This window comes from Kineococcus sp. G2 (assembly GCF_037154035.1).
Lineage (GTDB): Bacteria > Actinomycetota > Actinomycetes > Actinomycetales > Kineococcaceae > Kineococcus.
The window spans coordinates 1-21,081 of record NZ_JBBBEM010000090.1 but is presented as its reverse complement, the minus strand read 5'-3'; the positions used below and the strand labels follow the sequence as shown (position 1 = coordinate 21,081).

The 21,081-nt window shown below is 76.6% G+C and carries 18 protein-coding genes; 11 read left to right on the top strand and 7 right to left on the bottom strand.

What is annotated here, in order from left to right; all coding sequences use genetic code 11:
• Positions 1-213: 213 nt before the first annotated feature.
• The gene (locus V9U69_RS13430; protein WP_337062323.1) at positions 214-1,755 is read right to left on the bottom strand and encodes a CCA tRNA nucleotidyltransferase; all 1,542 of its coding nucleotides are present in this window, start codon (positions 1,753-1,755) and stop codon (positions 214-216) included.
• 49 nt (positions 1,756-1,804) lie between these two features.
• Between V9U69_RS13430 and V9U69_RS13425 the strand changes: the two genes are divergently transcribed.
• Together V9U69_RS13425 and V9U69_RS13420 are read left to right on the top strand one after the other, a co-directional pair.
• On the top strand, positions 1,805-2,281 hold the full coding sequence (locus V9U69_RS13425) for an NUDIX hydrolase (RefSeq protein WP_337062322.1): 477 nt from the start codon (positions 1,805-1,807) through the stop codon (positions 2,279-2,281).
• Positions 2,278-4,590, top strand: coding sequence for a DUF6049 family protein (locus V9U69_RS13420; RefSeq protein WP_337062321.1), 2,313 nt, complete (start codon positions 2,278-2,280; stop codon positions 4,588-4,590). The genes V9U69_RS13425 and V9U69_RS13420 overlap by 4 nt, the downstream gene beginning before the upstream one ends.
• On the opposite strand, the gene murJ is transcribed toward V9U69_RS13420, so the two are convergent.
• The gene (gene murJ / locus V9U69_RS13415; protein ID WP_337062320.1) at positions 4,567-6,252 is read right to left on the bottom strand and encodes a murein biosynthesis integral membrane protein MurJ; all 1,686 of its coding nucleotides are present in this window, start codon (positions 6,250-6,252) and stop codon (positions 4,567-4,569) included. The genes V9U69_RS13420 and murJ overlap by 24 nt on opposite strands.
• Positions 6,253-6,379: 127 nt before the next feature.
• Between murJ and V9U69_RS13410 the strand changes: the two genes are divergently transcribed.
• The 6 genes from V9U69_RS13410 to trxA all read left to right on the top strand — a co-directional run bounded on the left by V9U69_RS13410 (position 6,380) and on the right by trxA (position 12,328).
• Positions 6,380-7,558 (top strand): C40 family peptidase, encoded by a 1,179-nt coding sequence (locus tag V9U69_RS13410; protein ID WP_337062319.1) that lies wholly within the window; start codon positions 6,380-6,382, stop codon positions 7,556-7,558.
• Positions 7,559-7,602: 44 nt separating this feature from the next.
• Positions 7,603-9,243 (top strand): hypothetical protein, encoded by a 1,641-nt coding sequence (locus V9U69_RS13405; RefSeq protein WP_337062318.1) that lies wholly within the window; start codon positions 7,603-7,605, stop codon positions 9,241-9,243.
• A complete protein-coding gene (gene sigM, locus V9U69_RS13400; protein WP_337062317.1) occupies positions 9,240-9,833 on the top strand; it encodes an RNA polymerase sigma factor SigM in 594 nt (197 codons plus the stop codon). The genes V9U69_RS13405 and sigM overlap by 4 nt, the downstream gene beginning before the upstream one ends.
• A 55-nt stretch (positions 9,834-9,888) precedes the next feature.
• Positions 9,889-10,815 (top strand): hypothetical protein, encoded by a 927-nt coding sequence (locus tag V9U69_RS13395; RefSeq protein ID WP_337062316.1) that lies wholly within the window; start codon positions 9,889-9,891, stop codon positions 10,813-10,815.
• Positions 10,816-10,929: 114 nt separating this feature from the next.
• Complete coding sequence (gene trxB / locus V9U69_RS13390; protein WP_337062315.1) at positions 10,930-11,970, top strand: thioredoxin-disulfide reductase; 1,041 nt, start codon at positions 10,930-10,932, stop codon at positions 11,968-11,970.
• Positions 11,971-12,001: 31 nt separating this feature from the next.
• A complete protein-coding gene (gene trxA, locus V9U69_RS13385; RefSeq protein WP_242129965.1) occupies positions 12,002-12,328 on the top strand; it encodes a thioredoxin in 327 nt (108 codons plus the stop codon).
• Between the two features lie 70 nt (positions 12,329-12,398).
• Here trxA and V9U69_RS13380 read toward each other — a convergent pair whose 3' ends face one another.
• A complete protein-coding gene (locus V9U69_RS13380) occupies positions 12,399-14,018 on the bottom strand; it encodes a peptide chain release factor 3 (RefSeq protein ID WP_337062314.1) in 1,620 nt (539 codons plus the stop codon).
• Positions 14,019-14,165: 147 nt separating this feature from the next.
• Between V9U69_RS13380 and V9U69_RS13375 the strand changes: the two genes are divergently transcribed.
• Positions 14,166-14,549, top strand: a complete 384-nt coding sequence (locus V9U69_RS13375) for an ATP-binding protein (protein ID WP_337062313.1) — start codon at positions 14,166-14,168, stop codon at positions 14,547-14,549.
• Positions 14,550-14,587: 38 nt separating this feature from the next.
• On the opposite strand, the gene V9U69_RS13370 is transcribed toward V9U69_RS13375, so the two are convergent.
• Positions 14,588-15,250: a GNAT family N-acetyltransferase gene (locus V9U69_RS13370; RefSeq protein ID WP_442907770.1), complete on the bottom strand. Its 663-nt coding sequence runs from the start codon at positions 15,248-15,250 to the stop codon at positions 14,588-14,590.
• A 153-nt stretch (positions 15,251-15,403) separates the two neighbouring features.
• Between V9U69_RS13370 and V9U69_RS13365 the strand changes: the two genes are divergently transcribed.
• Both V9U69_RS13365 and V9U69_RS13360 read left to right on the top strand, forming a co-directional pair.
• Positions 15,404-16,723, top strand: coding sequence for an aminotransferase-like domain-containing protein (locus V9U69_RS13365; protein WP_442907771.1), 1,320 nt, complete (start codon positions 15,404-15,406; stop codon positions 16,721-16,723).
• On the top strand, positions 16,720-17,673 hold the full coding sequence (locus V9U69_RS13360; RefSeq protein ID WP_337062310.1) for a D-alanine--D-alanine ligase family protein: 954 nt from the start codon (positions 16,720-16,722) through the stop codon (positions 17,671-17,673). The genes V9U69_RS13365 and V9U69_RS13360 overlap by 4 nt, the downstream gene beginning before the upstream one ends.
• A gap of 40 nt (positions 17,674-17,713) precedes the next feature.
• Here V9U69_RS13360 and V9U69_RS13355 read toward each other — a convergent pair whose 3' ends face one another.
• The 3 genes from V9U69_RS13355 to rsmG form a co-directional block, all read right to left on the bottom strand.
• Positions 17,714-19,081 carry a ParB/RepB/Spo0J family partition protein gene (locus tag V9U69_RS13355; protein WP_442907769.1) on the bottom strand — a complete coding sequence of 456 codons (1,368 nt, stop codon included), beginning with the start codon at positions 19,079-19,081 and terminating at the stop codon, positions 17,714-17,716.
• On the bottom strand, positions 19,078-19,962 hold the full coding sequence (locus tag V9U69_RS13350; RefSeq protein WP_442907768.1) for a ParA family protein: 885 nt from the start codon (positions 19,960-19,962) through the stop codon (positions 19,078-19,080). Before V9U69_RS13350 ends, V9U69_RS13355 begins: the two co-directional genes overlap by 4 nt.
• A 434-nt stretch (positions 19,963-20,396) precedes the next feature.
• The coding region (rsmG, locus tag V9U69_RS13345) for a 16S rRNA (guanine(527)-N(7))-methyltransferase RsmG (protein WP_337062307.1) at positions 20,397-21,081 on the bottom strand (685 nt) is incomplete at its 5' end.

Here is a 21,081-nt window from a genome sequence, read left to right as displayed (position 1 = left end):
CTGGGCCTGCGGATGGAGCGCGGCCCGCTGGGCGAGGAGGCGGCCCGCGAGGAGCTGCTGGCCTGGTGGGCGCAGCAGCCGGAGTCCCAGCAGCCCGGGTCCCAGCAGCCCGGGTCCCAGCAGCCCGGGTCCTGACCCCCCTCCGGCCCCTCCCCGCGGTGATCAAGGAAGTTGCAACTTCCTTGATCACCGCGGGGAGGGGCCGGAGGGGGGTCAGGACCCGGGCTGCTGGGACCCGGGCTGCTGGGACCCGGGCTGCTGGGACTCCGGCTGCTGCGCCCACCAGGCCAGCAGCTCCTCGCGGGCCGCCTCCTCGCCCAGCGGGCCGCGCTCCATCCGCAGGCCCAGCAGGTGCTGGTACGCCCGCCCCACCGTGCGCGAGGGACCGATCCCCAGCAGCTCCATGATCGCCGTGCCGTCCAGGTCGGGCCGGACCGCGTCCAGCTCCTCCTGCTCGCGCAACCGGGCGATGCGCGCCTCCAGGTCGTCGTACGCGGCGGCCAGCCGGTTCGCCTTGCGCTGGTTGCGGGTCGTGCAGTCGCTGCGGGTCAGCTTGTGCAGGCGCGCCAGCAGCGGCCCGGCGTCGGTGACGTAGCGGCGCACCGCCGAGTCCGTCCACTCCCCGTCGCCGTAGCCGTGGAAGCGCAGGTGCAGCTCCGTCAGCCGCGCCACCGCCTTCACGGTGTCGTTGTCGAAGCGCAGCGCCTTCAGCCGCTTCGCCACCATCTTCGCGCCCACCACCTCGTGGTGGTGGAAGCTCACCCCGCCGCCCTCCTCGAACCGGCGCGTGCGGGGCTTGCCGACGTCGTGCAGCAGCGCCGCCAGGCGCAGCAGCAGGTCCGGGCCCGGCACCTCCCCGTCCGGGCCGTCCTCGCGGTCGATCGCCTGCTGCAGCACCGTCAGCGAGTGCTCGTACACGTCCTTGTGGCGGTGGTGCTCGTCGATCTCCAGCTTCAGCGCCGGCAGCTCCGGCAGCACGTGCTCCGCCAGGCCCGTGTCCACCAGCAGCCGCAGCCCCGCCACCGGGTCCACCGCCAGCAGCAGCTTCTCCAGCTCCGTGCGCACCCGCTCCGCGGAGACGATGGTGATGCGCCCGGACATCGCCGTCATCGCCTCCAGCACGTCCGGCGCCACCCGCAGCCGCAGCTGCGCGGCGAAGCGCGCCGCCCGCATCATCCGCAGCGGGTCGTCGGAGAAGGACTGCTCGGCCGTGACCGGGGTGCGCAGCACACCCGCCGCCAGGTCCGTCAGCCCGTCGTGCGGGTCCGCGAAGTCCAGCGACGGCAGCCGCAGCGCCATCGCGTTGACCGTGAAGTCGCGCCGCGACAGGTCGCCCACGAGGTCGTCGCCGTAGGACACCTCCGGCTTGCGGGAGGCGGGGTCGTAGCTCTCCGAGCGGTACGTCGTCACCTCCACCACGACGTCCACGCCGCCGGAGCGCTTGCGCGCGCCGATCGTGCCGAAGTCGCGGCCCACCTCCCAGTGCGCGTCGCCCCAGCGCTTGAGGATCGCCACCGTGTCGTCGGGTCGGGCGTCCGTAGTGAAGTCCAGGTCGGCCGAGCGCCGGCCCAGGAACGCGTCGCGCACCGGGCCGCCCACCAGGGACAGCTCGTGACCGGCGGCCTCGAAGCGGCGGCCGAGGTCCACCAGCACCGGCATCACCGGCTCCAGGGCGCGCACCGCGCGCTCGCGCGCCTCGTCCAGCGCGCGCTCCAGGGCGGCGTCGGGTCCTGCGGGTCCAGCGGGAGGGAGCACGGGGTCCAAGGGTGCCAGAGCCGCGCGGTGCGCTGGATACAGTGACGCGATGGTCAGACCTGCCCGGGAGCCGCGCCGCCGGCTGCCCACCGTGCAGGAGACCTCCTCCGGCGGGCTCGTCGTCGACGTCAGCACCGGTGAGCCGCGCGCCGCCGTCATCTGCCGCCTCAACCGCGCCGGACGCCTGGAGTGGTGCCTGCCCAAGGGCCACCCGGAGGGCACCGAGACCCTCGAGGAGGCCGCGGTGCGCGAGATCGAGGAGGAGACCGGCATCCGCGGCGACGTCGTGGAACCCCTCGGCAGCATCGACTACTGGTTCTCCGCGGACGGCCGGCGCATCCACAAGACCGTGCACCTGTTCCTGCTCAAGGCCGTCGGGGGTCACCTGACCGTGGAGAACGACCCCGACGCGGAGGCCGTGGACGTGGCGTGGGTGCCGTTCCGCGAGCTCGACGAGCGCCTGGCGTTCCCCAACGAGCGCCGCGCGGTGGAGGCCGCCACCGCGCGCCTCGGCGAGCTGGCGTGAACGGCGGCGCCCCCCGCGGCCCCGGCCGGCGCGCGGTCCTGGCCTGCGTGGCGGGCGCGGCCGCGCTCACCGGCGCCGCCGCGCCCGCGGCCGCCACCACGACCCCCTCCGCGGACGCGGACGACGCCCTGCCGCTGCACGTCGCCGTCGTGGAGGTCACCCCCACCACGTACGCCGCGGACGACCCCGCCCGCTCCCTGGTCTCGGTGCGCGCCCGGGTGCGCAACGACGGCGAGGAGGCGCTGGAGGGCCTGAGCGCCCGGCTGGTCGCCCAGCGCTCCCCCGTCGTGGCGCGCTCCTCGCTGGACCGCTGGGAGTCCGCCGACGACGACGCCTCCCTGGGGCGCACCGCCGTCACCTCCGGTGCCGTGGACGTGGCCGGCGGGACGCTGGAGCCCGGCGAGGAGGCCGAGGTGCTCCTCACCCTGGAGGCGTCCGCGCTCGGCGACGCCGAGGGCGCACACCCCGCCGCCGTGGAGGTCGTCACCGGCGACGGTGAGCGGGCCGGGCTGGCCCGCACCTTCCTCGTCTCCACCCCGGCGGGGGTGCGCACCACGCTGCTGACGCTGCTGCTGCCGCTGGTGGCGGGGCGGGTGCGCGAGGCCGACGGGCTCGCCGAGGAGGTCGCCGGGCGGCTGGGCCGGCTGGTGGACGCCTCCGGCGACCCGCGCACCTCCTGGGCGGTGGACCCCGCCGTGCTCGCCACCACCCTCACCACGGCGCTCGCCGTCCCCGAGCCGGGCGCCGGCACCGCCGTCGAGGGGGAGGCGCCGCCCGCGCCCGCCCTCGAGGTCCCCGTGCAGGACGCCGCCCTGCCCCCGGGCACCGACGACCCGGCCCGCACGGTCGCGGTGCTGACCGCCTGGCGCGAGCGGCTGGCCGCGGCCGCGGCGGGGCGCTCCGTCGTCGCCCTGCCCCACGGCGACCCGGACCTGACCGCCCTGACGGCCGTCGCCGCCGGCGCCGAGCTGCTGGCGACGGCGGACGCCGCGGGCGTCGACGTGGCCGCGTCCCTGGACGCCGCGACGGTGCTGACGGGCGTGGCCTGGCCGGTGGACGAGGACGCCGGGCCCGAGGTGCTCACCCTGGCCGCGCGCGCCGGCGCCACGGCCGTCGTCCTCGACGACGAGGCCCTGCCCGCGCGGGACGAGCTGACGTACGCGCCCACCGGCCGCGCCGACGTCGAGGTGGGGGGGACCTCCCTGACCGGGCTGATCGCCGACCGGGCCCTGTCGCAGCTGCTGCAGCGCGCCGCCGTCCCGGCGAGCCCGGAGGCGGAGGACCTCGCCGAGGACGAGGTCGCCGCCGCCCTCGTGCAGCGGGTCCTCGCGGAGGTCGCCACGATCACCCTGCAGCGGCCCAGCGACCCGCGCAGCCTGCTCGTCGTGGCGGCGCGCTCCTTCGACCCGCGACCCGCCGTGGTGCAGCGGCTCGTGGCCGCCGTGGAGGCCTCGGGGTGGGCGTCGTGGCAGCCGCTGCCCGACCTGCTCGTCACGCCCGTGCCGGACGTGGAGCGCGCCGCCGCGCCCGAGCCGGACGCCGTTTCGCTGCGGGCTGCGCTGCCGCCCGCGCACGTCGTCGCCGTGCGGGACGCGCTGACCACCCTCGGGGAGCTGCGCGAGGCGCTGACCGGTGCCGCCCCCGCCACCGCGGCCGCGCAGCGCTCGGCGCTGATGCTGCTGGCGGCGTCGTGGCGCGGGCACCTGCCGGAGCTGCGCGTCGCCCGCGCCGGCCTGCAGGAGGACGCCGCCGCGCTGCTGCGGGCGGTGCGCGTGGTGCCCGGCAGCGTGCTGAACCTCGCCGCCACCCGCACCGAGCTGCCCGTCACGATCGTCAACGAGCTGTTCGCGCCGGTGCGGGTGGAGCTGGTGCTGCGCCCGCGCAGCCCGCGCGTGCAGCTGGCGGAGGTGCCGGTGCAGACGGTGCCGCCGCGCGGGCAGGTGCGCGTCGGGGTGCCGGTGCGGGCGGTGGCCAACGGCAGCGTCGTGGTGGAGGCGCAGCTGCGCACCCCCTCCGGTCTGCCGCTGGGCGAGCCGGTGGGGCTGGACGTCAACGTGCGCGCCGACCTGGAGGGCTGGCTGACGGGCCTGGTGGGCGGTGGCGCGGGTGCGCTGCTAGTGGTGGGCCTGGTGCGCGCGGTGCGGCGCGGGCGGCGGCGCGTGGACGCCGTCCCGCACGCGGACGTGGGCGGCGCCGGGGACACCGCCGGGGACACCGCCGAGCACGGTGCCGGGGAGCACGGCCCGCCCGGGGCGGCGGGCGACGGCGAGCGCCGGGAGCGGCCCTCAGCGCCGACCGGGCAGGGGTAGCCGCCGCAGCAGCGGCGCCACCAGGTCGGTCAGCTCGCGCACCCGCATGGCCCGGCACAGCGCGACGAACAGGCCCAGCAGCACCAGCCCGCCCACCACCACGACCGCGAGGGCGACGACCCGCGAGTCGCCCAGCCGGGCGAGCAGGACGGCCACCCCGTACGCGGCGCCGCCGGAGAGCGCACCGATGATCAAGGCCCGCACGAGGGTGCGCAGCACGAGGTGGCCGTCGATGCCGCGGCCGTCCAGGGAGCGCAGCCGGCGGCGCAGCAGCACCAGGCCCAGCACGACGCCGACCACGTTCGACAGGCTCATCGCCAGCGCGATGCCCAGGACCGTCCACCGCGGCGGCAGCAGCAGCCAGCAGGCGAGGTCCCCGGCGGCCATGACGGCCGCGACGACGGCGGAGACGGTGAACGGGGTGCGGGCGTCCTCGTACGCGTAGAAGACGCGCTGCACCAGGTAGGTGACGCTGAACGGCACGAGCCCGAGGGCCATCGCGGCGGCCACCCGGCCGACGAAGACGCCCTCCGCGCCGAACAGGGCGATGCCGATCCAGGGCCCCAGCGCGACGAGCGCGGCGGTGGCGAGCACCCCGGCGACCAGGACGGTGCGCGCGCCGGAGGAGAAGTCGCGCCGCACGGCCGCGGTGTCGCCGTGCGCGGCGGAGGAGCTGATCCGGGTGAACAGCGCCGTCACCAGCGAGACCGCCACCAGCGAGTGCGGCAGCATGAACAGCAGGTAGGCGGGCGTGTAGGTGGCGTTGGTCGGAGCGTGCAGGTCGTTCACCGTCAGGTACTCGCCGGCGTCCGTCGCGATCTGCGTGGTGAGCACGAACACCAGCTGCCCCACGACGACGCCCGCGAACGTCCAGCCGGCGACGCGGCCGGCCGTGCCCAGGCCGGAACCGCGCACGCCCCAGCGCGGCCGGTACCGGAACCCGGAGCGGTGCAGCGGCCACAGCAGGACCAGCGCCTGCGCGACGATGCCCAGGGTGGCGCCCCCGGCGAGCACGGCGATCGAGGCGGCGTCGAAGCGCTCCGCCGACCACTCCTTCGCGCCCGGCGCGACCAGCGCGAACACCAGCAGCGAGGCGATCGCGACGACGTTGTTGATCACCGGCGCCCACATGTACGGCCCGAAGCTGCCCTTGGCGTTGAGCACCTGCCCCAGCACCGTGTACAGCCCGTAGAAGAAGACCTGCGGCAGGCACCAGAACGCCATGAGCGTGGCCAGCGCCGTCCACTCCGCCGGCCAGGACGGCGCGTACAGGCGCATCACCAGCGGCGCGGCCAGCGTCAGCAGCACCGTGGCGCCCGCCATGACGGCCAGGGCGAGCGTGACGAGCCGGTTGACGTAGTCCTCGCCGCCGTCGGGGCGCTTCAGCGCCCGCACGATCTGCGGCACGAGGACCGCGTTGAGCACCCCGCCGGCCAGCAGCATGTAGAAGACGTTGGGCACCTTGTTCGCCACGTCGAACGTCTGCGCGCCGACCTGCGTGCTGACGCCGAGGACCGCGCCCTGCACCGCGGTGCGCACGAACCCCAGCAACCGCGACACCAGCGTCCCGGACGCCATGAGGGCGCTGGAACGGGCCAGCGACGCGTCCCGCGCCGGGGGGTCGGAGGGGGCGGCGGGCGCCGGGCGGCGTGTCGTGCTCACGCCCCGATGGTCGCCGATGCGCGGGCGCCGCGGGCACGCACCACCCGTCCGGGGGGTCCAGCGGGCACTCCGGGGCGCCGATGCAGCGGTCGTGGCGACGGGTGCGGCGCGGGGTGTGGGTGGGCGGGTGCGCCGGGGTGCGGCGGTGCTGCTGGGTGCCGCGCTGCTGCTGCCGTGCGCCGCGCCGGCCGCGGTCGCGGACCCCGTCCTCTCGGGCACCACCGGCACGTCCAGCGCGGCGCTGCGCGAGCGGGCCGCCGAGCTGCGCGAGCGCGTCGAGGCGCTGCGGCTGGACGCCTCCGTCGCCACCGAGGAGCACGGCACCGCCGTGGAGGAGGTGCGCGGCGCCGTCCACGACGAGCTGAGCGCCCAGAGCGCCCTCGACCGCGCCACCGGGACCCGGCGCAGCACCGCCGCCGACGCCGCCCGCCGGGTGCGCGCCCTGTACGCGGCCGGGCCGGCGGGGCGGCTGTCCGCCGTGGAGCGGGTCGCCGGCGCGCTCGCCTCCGGCTCCCCCGCCGCGCTGCACGGCGCGGCCGCAGCGACCCTCGCCGCCGGTGCCGCCCGCACCTCCGACGGGGCCGCGGTCACCGCCGCCGACGCCGCCGGGCGCGACGCGGAGGCGGCCGCCGCCCGCCTGGAGGAGGTGCGCGCCGCGAAGGTCGCCGCGCAGGCCGCCGCGGCCGCGGCGAGCGAGCGCGTCGAGGCCGCGCTGGCCGAGCAGGAGCGCCTGCTGGCCGACACCGACGCCGCCGTGGTGCGCGCCGCGGCCGCCGAGGAGGAGCGCGCCCGCACCGAGGCCCTGGCCGCCGCCGCGGCCGACGCCGCGCGCGCCGGGGTGGCCGACGCCGCCGACGGGTCCGGGAGCGGCACGGGGGGCGGTGCGGCCACCACCGCCGTCGCCGACGCGGACGCCACGACCACCGCGACCACCGGCGACACCGCGCAGGACGCGATCGCCGCCGCCCGCACCCGCCTCGGCCTGCCCTACGTCTGGGGCGCCACCGGCCCCGGCAGCTTCGACTGCTCCGGGCTGACGCAGTGGGCCTACCGGCAGACCGGCACCGCGATCCCCCGCACCTCCCGCCAGCAGTACGCGGGACTGCCGAAGGTCCCGCTGGACGCACTGCGCCCCGGTGACCTCGTGTTCTACGCGAGCGGCCCGTCCCCCTCGAGCATCCACCACGTCGCGCTGTACCTCGGGGGTGGCCGGGTGCTGCACGCCCCCCACAGCGGCGACGTGGTGCGCGAGGCCGGTGTCGCCATGCCGGGGCTGTACGGCGCGGTCCGCCCGGCCGGGGCCTGACGCCGCCCTAGCATGGTCCCGGCCCGTGCGGAGCGGGCCCGCTGGTGCACGCGCGGTGCGCCCGGGACGGGGAGGGACCACTGGACGCGGCCGGCCGCAGCACCATCGCGGACCGCTACGTGCTGCGCCGCGAACTGCCCCCCACCTCCGCCAGCACCGACCACGTCGGCTGGGACACCACGCTCGACCGGTGGGTGCGGGTGCGCACGGTCGACGCCGCGGACCCGCGCGCCGCGGAGTTCCTCGACGCCGGCCGGCGCGCCGCGACCCTCACCGACCCGCGCCTGCCCCGCGTCCTCGACGCCGGCACCGACCTGCTGGAGACGGCGCCCGGCGAGCGGCGGGCGGTCGCCTTCGTCGTGGAGGAGGCCGTGCAGGGCTGGTCGATGGGCGACCTGCTGCGCGAGGGGACGCTGACGCCCGCCGCGGTGCGCGGGCTCGTCGGCGAGGCCGCCACCGCCCTGGACGCCGCCGCCCGCCGCGGCCTGCACCACACCCGCCTGACGCCCGAGTCGGTCGTCCTGGGCCCGGACGCGGTGGTGCGGGTCCTCGGCACCGGGGTGGAGGCCGCCCTGCAGGAGGACCCGCCGGCCGTCTCCCCCGCCCGCGCGGCGGCCCTGGCCAACCGCGCCGACGCCGTCGGCCTCGTCGCCCTCGCCTACGCCGGCCTCAGCGGGCACTGGCCGCGGGTGGACGACCTCCCCGCCGCCCCCGGCCTGCCCCAGGCGCCCACCACGGGCGGCCGCTGGGACCCGCCGGTGCCGCTGAAGGACCTGCGCCCCGACGCCCCCAACGACCTCGACACCCTGTGCTCGGTCACGTTCGGCCCGCACGACGACGGCCCGCACGAACCGGCCGAGCTGGCCCTGCAGCTGGCGCCGTGGTCCCTGGACGACCTCGGCGACGCGCTGCACCGCATGCGCGGGGAGCTGGCGACGGCGGAGGTCCGCGGACGCCTGGCCAACCGCGACGAGGTGGTGCCCGAGGAGGAGCCGCCCGTCCCGTTCACCCGGCCCCGCTCCACCGGCACCCCGCAGCGGGAGGACTCCCGGTTCGTGCTGGCCCTCGTCGGCGGCGTCGTGCTCCTCGGCCTCGTGCTGGCGCTGTGGCAGCTGCGCGGGCTGAGCCCCGGCGGCGACGAGCCGTCCACCCCGCCCGTCGCCGCCTCCCCCACCGCCACCGCCACGACCAGCGCGCCACCGCCCGCCCCCACCACCCCGCCCCCGCCGCCCGCACCCGCCCCGCTGCCGGTGGCGGCCGTGCGCGCCGTGGATCCCCTCGGCGACGGCGAGGAGGGCACCGCCCCCGAGCGCGTCACCGACGGCGACCCGGCCACCACCTGGGAGAGCGAGCGCTACGACACCGCCGACTTCGGTGGGCTCAAGGACGGTGTGGGGCTGCTGCTGGACCTCGGCACCGAGGTGGACGTGGCGTCCGTGCAGCTGACCGCCGGCGGCGAGGGCGGGACCGTGGAGCTGCGCGCCGCGACCGGCGGGGAGGACCCCCTGGCCGGCTCCACCGTGCTCGCCCAGGCCCCCGCCGGCGGCGCGCAGACCCTCGCGCCCGCCGAGCCGGTGCGCACCCGGTGGCTGCTGCTGTGGTTCACGCAGGCGCCCACCACCGACGGGGAGAACCGCGTCTCCGTCGGCGAGGTGCAGGTCCTGGGAACGCCCGCGGCGCCGTGAGCGAGGCGCCGCTGGACCCTCGCACCGACGCGGAGCTGATCGCCGCGCACGTCGCCGGCGACCCGGACGCGTTCGGGGAGGTGGTGCGCCGCCACCGCGACCGGCTGTGGGCGGTGGCGCTGCGCACCACCGGTGACCGCGAGGAGGCCGCCGACGCCGTCCAGGACGCCCTGGTGTCCGCGCTGCGCGCCGCGGGGCGCTTCCGCGGCGAGTCCGCGGTGACGACGTGGCTGCACCGCATCGTCGTCAACGCCTGCCTGGACCGCGCCCGCCGCCGCGCCGCCCGCCCCGCCCGCCCCCTGGAGGAGGAGACCGGTGCGGGCGGCGACGGCGGGCGCACCGGTGCGGCGCTCGCCGCCGCCGACCGCACCGGCTCGGTGGACGCGCACCTGGACGTCACGCGCGCCCTGGCCCTGCTGCCGGAGGCGCAGCGCACCGCGCTGGTGCTGGTGGACATGTACGACCTGCCCGTCGCGGAGGCCGCGCAGGTCCTCGACGTGGCCGTCGGCACCGTGAAGTCGCGCTGCTCGCGGGGACGCACCGCGCTGGCGGCGCTGCTGCGCGGCGACACCCCGGGCGGGAACCCGTGAGGGCCGCCGCGCGTCACAGCCACGGTCCACGACGGGTGAGCGCAGGAGGTGCCGGGTGAGGCAGGCCGCCGGGCCGGCGGACGAGCCGGGGAACGGGGAGGACGGCGGGGAGCCGCCGCCCGGGCAGGTGCTGCCGCCGCAGGAGGCGCGCGTGCGGGAGCTGCTGCGCGCCGCGGCCGGTGCGGCCGGCCCGATGCCCGCCGACGTGGCCGCCCGCGTCGACGCCGCCCTGACCCGTGCCCGCGCGGAGCAGGACGCAGCCGGTGGGGACGCTCCCGGCGCCCGGGTCGCGTCCCTGGCCGGGCGCCGCTCCCGCCCGGTGCGCTGGCGGCGTGGCCTCGCGGCCGGTGCCGCCGCAGGTGTGGTCGCGGTCGGGGTGAGCGCGGTGCTGCAGCTCGACCCGGACGGTGGTGCGAGCTCCAGCACGTCCGCCGGTGCCGCCGCGGACAGCGCCGCCGCCGAGGCGCCGGACGTGCGCGTGCTGCGCAGCGAGGCCGACTACGCCGCCGACGCGGCCGTCGCCGCCGCCGGGGCGTCCCTGCTGGAGGCGCCCGCCGGGGCCGGCGACACGACCACCGGCGGCACGGCCACCGGCGGCACGGCCACCGGTGGTGAGGCTCCCGGCGGTGGGGCTCCCGGCGGTGGGGCTCCCGGTGAAGAGGTCCCCGACGCGCTGCCCGGCGTGGACGCCGAGCGGAACCTCAAGAGCTCCGCGCTGCCCCTGACGGGTGCGCCGGACGAGTCCCAGCGCCCCGCGGCCGAGCAGGCCCTGGCCTGCGCCCGCGCCGTCGGCGTGGACGCCGCCTCCGTCGCGGCCGTGCAGATCGCGGCCTGGCGCTCGCAGCCCGCCGCCCTCGTCGTGGAGCGGCCCACCGCCGGCGAGGCCGGCGAGGTCGTCGTCGTCGCCCTGGACTGCACACCCGGCCAGGAGCCGCTGAACCGCGTCGAGCTGCCCGCCGTCCAGGCCCCCGCTTCGCCCTGAGGGACCCGGCCGGGGCGCCGGGCACCGGGGAACACCCCCGCCCTACGATCGGTTGAGGCCAGCACGCGACCGGCGCACCGGTCGCCCCCCGGATCCAAGGAAGCAGGTCCCTCGGTGAGCCCCTCCGTGGACGACGTCCGCAACGTCATCGTCATCGGTTCCGGCCCGGCCGGGTACACGGCCGCCCTCTACGCCGCGCGCGCCGAGCTGGCGCCCCTGGTCTTCGAGGGGTCCGTCACCGCCGGCGGCGCCCTGATGAACACCACCGAGGTGGACAACTTCCCCGGCTTCCCCGAGGGGATCATGGGGCCGGACCTCATGGACAACATGCGCGCCCAGGCGGAGCGGTTCGGCGCCGAGCTGGTCACCGACGACGTCGTGGACGTGCGCCTGTCCGGCGAGGTCAAGGAGGTCGTCACCGGCAGCGGGCAGACGTTCCGCACCCACGCCGTGGTCCTCGCCCTGGGCTCCGCGTACCGGGAGCTCGGCCTGCCCGACGAGAAGCGCCTGTCCGGCCACGGCGTCAGCTGGTGCGCCACCTGCGACGGGTTCTTCTTCCGCGACCAGGACATCGCGGTCGTCGGCGGCGGCGACTCCGCCGTCGAGGAGGCCACCTTCCTGACCCGCTTCGCCCGGTCGGTGACGATCGTGCACCGCCGCGACGAGCTGCGCGCCTCGAAGATCATGGCCCGCCGCGCCCACGAGGACCCCAAGATCCGCTTCGCGTGGAACTCCGAGGTCGCCGCGATCCACGGCGAGGACAAGGTCAGCGGCCTGACGCTGCGCGACACCGTCACCGGCGCCGAGCGCGAGCTGGCGGTCACCGGCCTGTTCATCGCCATCGGCCACGAACCGCGCACGGCCCTCGTGAAGGGCCAGGTCGACCTCGACGAGAACGGCTTCGTGCTCGTGGAGGGCCGCAGCACGAAGACGAACGTGCCGGGCGTGTTCGCCGCCGGCGACGTCGTGGACCACACCTACATGCAGGCCATCACCGCCGCCGGCATGGGCTGCTCCGCAGCCCTGGACGCCGAGCGGTACCTCGCCGCCCGCGGCGACGTCGAGCAGCACGTCGACCCGCCGCGCGAGGAGACCGAGGTGCCGGTCGCGGCGTCCGCCGGCACCGTCGAGCGGCCGCAGCCGCGCCAGCGCTGACCCCCACCCCGCGAGAACGAGGAGGCTCCCCGTGAGCGCCACCACCGCCGTCACCGACGACACCTTCGAGGCCGAGGTCCTGAACTCGGACAAGCCCGTGCTCGTGGACTTCTGGGCGCCGTGGTGCGGCCCGTGCCGCCGCGTCGCGCCCGTCCTCGAGGAGATCGCCGCCGAACACGGCGACAAGATCACCATCGTGAAGCTCAACACCGACGAGAACCCGCGCACCGCCGCGAAGTACGGCGTGACGTCCATCCCGCTGATGAACGTCTACTCCGGCGGCGAGGTCGTCAAGAGCATCCTGGGCGCCCGGCCGAAGCCGGACATCCTCGCCGAGCTGTCCGACGTCATCGGCTGACGCGACCGGCACCGCACGCGACGGGCCCCCGGCACCACGGTGCCGGGGGCCCGTCGCGTGCGATCGGCGCTCAGCCCGTCGCGACGAGCTCGACCAGCTCGGCGTCCGGGTGGGTGCGCACGAAGCTGCTCAGGACCCAGCGGTCGGTGAACAGCGCCCACCGGGTGCCGTCGCGCAGCTGCGCGAGCTCCGCCCCGCGGAAGCCCTGCACGAGCGGCTCCGCGGCGGCGTCCACGACGCGCACCACCGTGTACGGCAGGTCCTCGAAGAGGACCGGGGCGTGGAAGTCGTGCGTCATGCGGTGCTGCACGACGTCGAACTGCAGGTCCCCCACGGCCGCCAGGACCGGCTCGCCGTCCCCGCGCAGCGCGGAGGTGAGCACGTGCACGACGCCCTCCGCGTCCAGCTCGGCCAGGCCCTGCCGGAACTGCTTGCCGCGGCCCAGGTCCTGCGGGCGCACCACGCGGAAGCGCTCGGGCGCGAACACGGGCAGCGGCGGGAACGCCACCGGCGACCCCTCGTGCAGGGTGTCGCCGACGTGGACGTGCTTGGCGTTGACCAGGCCGATCACGTCGCCGGGCCACGCCTCGTCGACCGTGCTGCGGTCAGCGCCGAAGACGGTCTGCACGTGCTTGAGGACGAGGGGACGCCCGGTGCGCTCGTCGTGCACGCTCATGCCCCGCTCGAAGCGGCCGGAGCGGATGCGGGCGAAGGCCAGGCGGTCCCGGTGGGCGGGGTTCATGCCGGTCTGCGTCTTGAAGACCTGGGCGGTGAAGCCCGCCGTGACCGGCAGGGCGCGCCCGTCGCGCAGCGGGTGCTCGTGCGGGGCGGGGGCCAGGTCGACGAGGGCGTCGAGGACCTGGCGCACCCCGGTGTTCGCCACGGCGGCGGTGAAGAAGACGGGGGTGCTGCGCCCGGCGAGGAAGGCGTCCTGGTCGTGGTCGGCGCCGGTGGCGCGCAGCAGCTCGTCCTCCTCCAGCGCCTGCGGCCAGGCGTCGGGCTCCACCTCGGCGGCGGCCGCGGCCGGGTGGCGCTCCTCCTCGGCGAGCGTCGCGCCGCCGGGTGCGCGGGTGTAGCGCACGTACTCGCCGGTGCGCCGCTCCAGCAGGCCGCGGAAGTCGCCGGCGATGCCCACCGGCCACGTCACCGGCGTGGGGCGCATCCCGGTGACCTCCTCGACCTCGTCGAGCAGCTCCAGCGCCTCGCGGCCGGGCCGGTCCCACTTGTTCACCACCGTGATGACCGGCAGGCCGCGGTGGCGGCAGACCCCGAAGAGCTTGCGGGTCTGCGCCTCCATGCCGCGCGCGGCGTCGATCAGCATGATCACGGCGTCGACGGCGGTCAGGGCCCGGTAGGTGTCCTCCGAGAAGTCGGCGTGCCCGGGGGTGTCCACGACGTTGACGACGTGACCGCGGTGGTGCAGCGGCAGCACGGCGGAGGAGATGGAGATGCCGCGGTCCTTCTCCATGCCCTGCCAGTCGCTGACGACCCCGGCGCGGCCGGCCTTGCCGTGCACGTGCCCCGCGGTGCGCACCGCGTTGGCGTGCAGGGCCAGGGCCTCGGTCAGCGTCGACTTGCCGGCGTCCGGGTGGCTGATGACCGCGGTGGTGCGCCGGCGCGCGGCCTCGCGGGTCACCTCGTCGGCCCGGGCGGGCCCGCCGGCTGCTGGACCGGCTGCCACGGTGCTCACGGTGACCTCCTCGACCTCCTCGCGGGACGGGGCCCGCGCGGGACGGGGCCTCCGGGCACCGACCTTAACGCCGCGCCGGGGCCCGGCCCGCCGCAGCCGCCGCGTCCCCGGAGTGCCGCCAGGGGTGGGGTCGACGACGATGGACGGATGTGCGACGTCACACCGCCCGCCCAGCGGACCCTCGCCCCGCACGCGGAGTCCGCCCGCCAGGCGCGTCGCTTCCTGGAGGAGAACGACTGCCCCGCGCACCACTCCAGGGTCCTCGACGAGGCGGAGCTGCTGACCACCGAGCTCGTCGCCAACGCCGTGGCCCACGGCGGCCCGCCCATCACCCTGCGCGTGACCTGCGACGGGACCCCGGGGATGGCCGTGGCGGTCAGCGACGGCAACCCCGAGCCCCCGGTCGCGCGCGAGGCCTCCCCGGAGGCCACCTCCGGGCGCGGGGTGGCCCTGGTGGACCTGCTCAGCGACGCGTGGGGCGTGCAGCCCGCGGACAGCGGCAAGGAGGTCTGGTTCCACCTGTCGCCGTGAGCGCTACGCCGCGGGGTGCAGCGCCGCGGGGTGCGGGCTCAGCCGGGCGCGACCCCGGTGAGCACCGGCACCCGCACGCTGCCCAGCAGCCGCTCCAGCGCCGCCTCGACGTCCTCGCGCCAGCTGATGGCGCTCTTCAGCTCCAGCCGCAGCCGCGGGTAGCGGTGGTGCGGGCGCACCACGGTGAAACCCACGGACTCCAGCAGGTGCACCGGCAGCACGCACGGCTCGGACGTGTCGTGGGCGCAGTCGTCGTTGCCGTCGCCGCCCGGCACCAGGTGGGTGCCGCCGAACGCCTCCACCGCCTTCGCGCCGCGCTGGGTGAGGTCCTTCGCAGCGCCCTGCAGCAGCATCCGCGCCAGGCCCTGCCCGCGGAACGCCGGGTCGATCCACCCGGTCGTCAGCAGCACCGCGTCCGCGCTCACCGGTGAGGTGGCGAACGCCGCCTGCCGCGGGACGTACGCCGGCGGCGCGTACGCGACGAACCCGGCCGCCTGGTCGTCGACGTAGACGAGCCGCCCGCACGGGCCCCACTCCAGCAGCACCGTGGAGATCCAGACCTCCTTCTCGAAGTCCGGGTACCCGGCCTCCGCGGCGCGCTGGGCGGCCACGGCGTCCAGCTCCCAGAACACGCACCGGCGCGACGCCTTCGGCAGGTCGGCGACCGTGTCGAGCATCAACGGCGCCATGCGACGACCCACCGGAGCAGCCCCCTCCGTCTTCCCTGCGCGTCCCGGGCATCCTAGGTGGCAGGGTGGCCGGGGTGCGACGAGCGTCGCGCGCGCAGACCCCGAGCGCAGGAGGCCACCGTGAGCCACGAACCGCCCACCCCCCGCCCCGCGGACGCGCCCGCCGTGGCCGCCGCGGCCGGGGCCCGGGCGGCCACCGGCACCCGGCTGGACCGCTGGCTCGGCTCGTACGCCGAGCGCACCCGCACGATGACCGCCTCGGAGATCCGCGCGCTGTTCGCCGTGGCCAGCCGCCCGGAGGTGGTGTCGCTGGCCGGCGGGATGCCGTACCTGCCGGCGCTGCCGCTGGACGCGGTCGCCGAGGTCTCCGCCCGCCTCGTGGCCGAGCGGGGCGCCACCACCCTGCAGTACGGCTCCGGGCAGGGCGAGGTGGCGATGCGGGAGCAGATCACCGAGGTGGTGCGCCCGCAGGGCATCCGCGCGCACCCCGACGACGTCGTCGTCACCACCGGGTCGCAGCAGGCGCTCGACCTCGTGGCGCGCGTCTTCCTCGACCCCGGCGACGTGGTGCTCGCCGAGGCGCCCAGCTACGTGGGCGCCCTGGGCGTCTTCCGCTCCTACCAGGCGCACGTGGAGCACGTGCCGATGGACGACGACGGCCTGCAGCCCGCCGCCCTGGAGGAGGCGCTGGTGCGGCTGCGCGCCGCGGGCCGCCGGGTGAAGCTGCTGTACACGGTGCCGAACCACCACAACCCCGCCGGGGTGACGCTGTCGCGGGAGCGGCGCGAGGAGGTGCTGGCGATCGCGCAGCGGCACGGGCTGCTCGTGCTGGAGGACGACCCGTACGCCCTCCTCGGCTTCGACGGCGACCCGCTGCCCGCGATGCGCGCGGCGGACGCCGAGCACGTCGTGCACCTGGGCTCGTTCTCGAAGACGTTCGCGCCCGGCTACCGGCTCGGCTGGGCGATCGCGCCACCCGCGGTGCGGGAGAAGCTCGTGCTGGCCTCGGAGTCGGCGGTGCTGTGCCCGACGACGTTCGGGCAGGCCGTCGTCACCGAGTACCTGCGCACCTGCGACTGGCGCGGGCAGGTGAAGGTGTTCCGCGAGCTGTACCGCGAGCGCCGCGACGCCACCCTGGACGCGCTCGCCGCCCACCTGCCGGAGGCGTCGTGGACCCGGCCGGGCGGCGGCTTCTACGTGTGGGTGACGCTGCCGGACGGGGTGGACGCGCGGGCGCTGCTGCCGCGGGCGGTCACCGGCCGGGTGGCGTTCGTGCCGGGCAGCGCGTTCTACGCCGACGGGCGCGGCGGACGGCACGTGCGCCTGTCGTACTGCTTCCCGACGCCGGAGCGCATCCGGGAGGGCGTGCGGCGTCTGGGTGCGGTGGTGCGCGAGGAGCTGGAGGTCCTGGAGACGTTCGGGCCGGTCCCGGCGCCGCCGGCGCACCGGGGAGCGGTCGAGGCGCCCGGTCCGGAGCTGGCGTGAGCGCCCCCCGGGTCGCCGTCCTGGCCGGTGGTCTCTCCCACGAGCGGGACGTGTCGCTGCGCTCGGGGCGCCGGGTGGCGCAGTCGCTGCGCGGCAGCGGCTGCGAGGTCGTCGTCCTGGACGCGGACGCCCACCTGCTGCCGCGCCTGGAGCAGGAGGCGCCGGACGTGGTGTGGCCGTCGCTGCACGGCGCGGTGGGTGAGGACGGTGCGCTGCGCGACGTGCTGGACCTGGTGGGGCTGGTGCACGTGGGCTCCGGTGCGGCGGCGTGCCGACTGGCCTGGGACAAGCCGGTGGCGGCGCAGGTGGTGGCCGCGGCGGGCGTGGCGGTGCCGGGCGAGGTGGCGCTGGCGCACACCACGTTCCGCGACCTGGGCGCGCACGCCGTGCTGGCGGCGGCGGCGCGCCGGTTCGGGCTGCCGCTGGTGGTGAAGCCCGCCCGGGGCGGTTCGGCGCTGGGCGTGACGGTGGTGCGCGAGGAGGACGACCTGGCGCGCGCGGTCGCGGAGTGCTTCGCGTACGGCGGCACGGCGGTGCTGCAGCGGTTCGTGGCCGGCACGGAGGTCGCCGTCTCCATCGTGGAGGTGGGCGGCGAGCTGCGGGTGCTGCCCGCCGTGGAGGTCGTGGTGGACGGCGGCACCTACGACTACGACGCCCGCTACACCGCTGGTGCGGCGGAGTTCTTCACCCCCGCACGGTTGCCGGAGGACACCGCCCGGCGGGTGGCCGATGCGGCCCGCGCCGCGCACGAGGCGCTGGGGCTGCGGCACCTGTCCCGGGTGGACCTCGTCGTCCGCCGCGACGGCGAACCGGTGTTCCTGGAGGCGAACACCGCGCCCGGCACCACGGAGACGTCGCTGCTGCCGCAGGCGGTGCGCGCCGCGGGGCTGGACCTGGACGCCGTCTACCGGGACCTGGTGGACACGGCGCTGCGCACCCCCGCTCGGTGAAGCCCCCGGGAGGGGACGGTCGGGGCCCCCTCCCGGGCGGTCAGGACGCCGTGGTGCGGTCGGAGGAGTCGAGGAGCCGCAGGATGCGGTCCAGGTCCTCCACGCCGGCGAAGTCCACCGTGAGCCGGCCCCGGGTGCGCCCCATGCTGATGCGCACGCGGGTGTCGAGGCGGTCGGCGAGCCGGGTGGCGCGCGACTCCAGCTCCGGCTGCGGTTCGGCGGGGTTGCGGCGGCGCGGCGCGGTGGTGGCGTCGCCGACCGCGATGATCTCCTCGACGGCCCGCACGGACAGCCCCTCGGCGACGATGCGCTGCGCGAGCCGCTCCATCGCCCCGCCGTCCTCCAGGGCCAGCAGCGCCCGCGCGTGGCCGGCGCTGAGGACGCCGGCGGCCACGCGCCGCTGCACCAGCGGCGGCAGCTTCATCAGCCGCAGCGTGTTGCTGATCTGCGGGCGCGAGCGCCCGATGCGGGAGGCGAGCTCCTCGTGGGTGCAGCCGAAGTCGTCGAGGAGCTGCTGGTAGGCGGCGGCCTCCTCCAGCGGGTTGAGCTGGCTGCGGTGCAGGTTCTCCAGCAGCGCGTCGCGCAGCAGGTCGTCGTCGGCGGTCTCGCGGACGATGGCCGGGACCGTGGCGAGTCCCGCCTCGGTGGCCGCCCGCCAGCGCCGCTCTCCCATGACGAGCTCGAAGCGCGGCGCCCCGTCGTCGTCCGTACCCACCGGGCGCACGACGATCGGCTGCAGGACGCCGATCTCGCTGACGGAGTGGACCAGTTCCGCCAGCTCGTCCTCGTCGAAGACGCTGCGGGGCTGCCGGGGGTTGGGGACGATCGCGGTGATCGGCACCTCGGCGAAGCGGGCGCCGGGCACGGGCAGCAGGCCGTCGCCGTGCTCGTCCGCCGCCACGCTCGGGTCCTGCGCGGTCGAGTCCTGCGCGGTCGGGTCCTGCGCGCTCGGCGCCTGGGCGGGGGGTTCGGCGGGAGGGTCGACGGGGGCGCCCGAGGGGTCCTGGTCGGGCCCCACGACCTCGTCGGGCTCCGGGGCCTGCGGAGCCTCCGGAGCGGGTTCGGGCTGCTCGCCCGTGCTGCCGGCCTCCTCGGCCACCCGGGGGGCCGCTGCCGCAGCGGCCTCCTCGCCCGCGGCCGCCTCGCCGGCACCCTCGGACGCACCTGCGGCCCGTTCCCCCACCGCACCGGCCGGCGCTTCGGGGGACGTGTCGGTGTCCTCGACGTCCTCCGTCGGCCGGGGCGCTCGGGGCGCCGACTGGTCGAAGAACAGGTCCACCGGCCGCGCGCCGGGTCGCATCACGGGCGGCGGTGCGGCAGCCCCGCCGCGAGCTGCGGCAGGCGCGGTCGCACCGTTGGGGATCAGCGCACCCAGACCACGTCCGAGTCCACGCCGCTTCTCGCTCACGCTCCACCCTCCTTCGACGCGACACCGCGCCGGTTCCCCGTTCCATCACTCCACCGCGACCACGGGTCCACCCGTGGCGGCGCGACGGCCGCCGGCGACTGCTCAGCCACCGCTTCCCCCTCCACCAGCAGTTCCCCGCGATGGGCGATCTCCCGGGCGGCCTCCAGGTAGGCCAGTGCCCCGGAGGACAGCGGGTCGTACGACATCACCGTCTGCCCGTGGCTCGGCGCCTCCGAGATGCGCACCGACCGGGGCACCAGCGCCCGCAGGACCTGGCCACCGAAGTGCTGGCGGACCTCATCGACCACCTGGGCCGCCAGGCGGGTACGGCCGTCGTACATGGTGAGCAGGATCGTGGAGACGGTGAGGTCGGGGTTGAGGTGCTCCTGGATGAGCTCGATGTTCGCCAGGAGCTGGCTCAGGCCCTCCAGCGCGTAGTACTCGCACTGGATGGGGATGAGCACCTCGGGAGCCGCCACGAAGGCGTTGATGGTCAGCAGTCCCAGGCTCGGCGGGCAGTCGATGAGGACGTAGTCCACCCGCCCCTGACCGCTGCGTTCGACGTCCTTCAGGTACTTCGTCAGCGCCCGCTGGAGCCGGGACTCGCGCGCCACCATGGAGACCAGCTCGATCTCGGCGCCCGCGAGGTCCACGGTCGCCGGGGCGCACCACAGGTCCGGCGCCTCCTCGCAGCGCTGGACCACCTCGGCCAGCGCCTTGCCCTCCACGAGCACCTCGTAGACACCGGGCACCTCGGAGTGGTGCTCGATGCCGAGCGCCGTCGAGGCGTTCCCCTGCGGGTCCAGGTCCAGCACGAGCACCTTCAAGCCCGCGGCGGACAGGGCGGAGGCGAGGTTGACGGCCGTCGTGGTCTTCCCCACGCCCCCCTTCTGGTTGGCGATGGTGAGGATGCGAGTCTCCGCCGGGCGCGGGAAGCGCTCCGCGGCCAGGGCGCGCCGCGTTTCACGTGAAACGAGGTGCTCACCGTCTTCCAGGTCGCGCACCTCCGCCGAAGGTTCGGGCGCCGGCCTGTCGTCCACGGTTTCACGTGGAACGTCGGGGGCGCCTGCTGACAACTCCTCGTCCGCCATGAGCGGAGGCGCGCCCAGATCGTGCTCGACGCTCTCGGGCGCGTCTGCGGCAGCCACCACAGCGGGCGGAGGAGTCGGCTCGCCGGGAAACTCGGTCACCGCCTGCGGGACCACCGGTGCTGTTTCACGTGAAACCTCCGGGGATCCCGGCTCGGCCTCTCGCCCGAGCCACCCCAGCCCTCGTGAGGACGCCGTCCGGAGAGTGCCGAACCAACCCAAGTGCGTCACGCCTTCTTCCTTCCCGTGGTTCGCGACGTTCGGGGACGCCGATGACCGGTGCCGGTCGGTGCAGAACGCGTGGGGCGACGGCGCAGCGGCTGGCTGCCCCGCGCCACCTTGACGACCGTGGTGCCGTCCTCCCCGGGCGGACCGCAGTGGACGATCTCAGGTGCGCTGGTGATGCCGAGCCCGGCGAGCACGTCGGCTGCGGCGGCGACCTCGTCACCAGCGGTGCGGCCCTTGATGGCCAGCAGGTGCCCACCGGGGCGGCACAGGGGCAGCGTCCAGGTGTAGAGGGTTGCGAGCGGGGCGACCGCCCGGGCAGTGACGACACCGCCGGAGAACTCCCCCGCGACGTCCTGCGCCTTGCCCCGGGCCACCGCCACCTGATCGCCCAGGCCGGTCAAGGAGATGGCCTCGCGCAGGAAGGTGTAGCGCCGTTCGAGCGGTTCGATGAGCTGGATGCGCAGGTCCGGACGCGCCAGAGCCAGGGGGATGCCCGGCAGCCCGGCGCCGGATCCGATGTCCACCACGGTCTCGTCGGCGTCGATGAGCTCTCCGAGGTGGGCGCAGTTCAGGACGTGCCGTTCCCAGAGGCGGGGCACCTCCCGCGGGCCGATGAGCCCTCGCTCCACTCCGGCCGTGGCCAGGAAGTCGCGGTACGCCGTGGCGGCGCTCAGGCGCTCACCG

Coding starts and splice junctions, on each gene's coding strand:
- V9U69_RS13425 (WP_337062322.1), top strand. CDS start 1,805: ATGGTCAGACCTGCCCGGGAGCCGCGCCGCCGGCTGCCCACCGTGCAG.
- V9U69_RS13375 (WP_337062313.1), top strand. CDS start 14,166: ATGTGCGACGTCACACCGCCCGCCCAGCGGACCCTCGCCCCGCACGCG.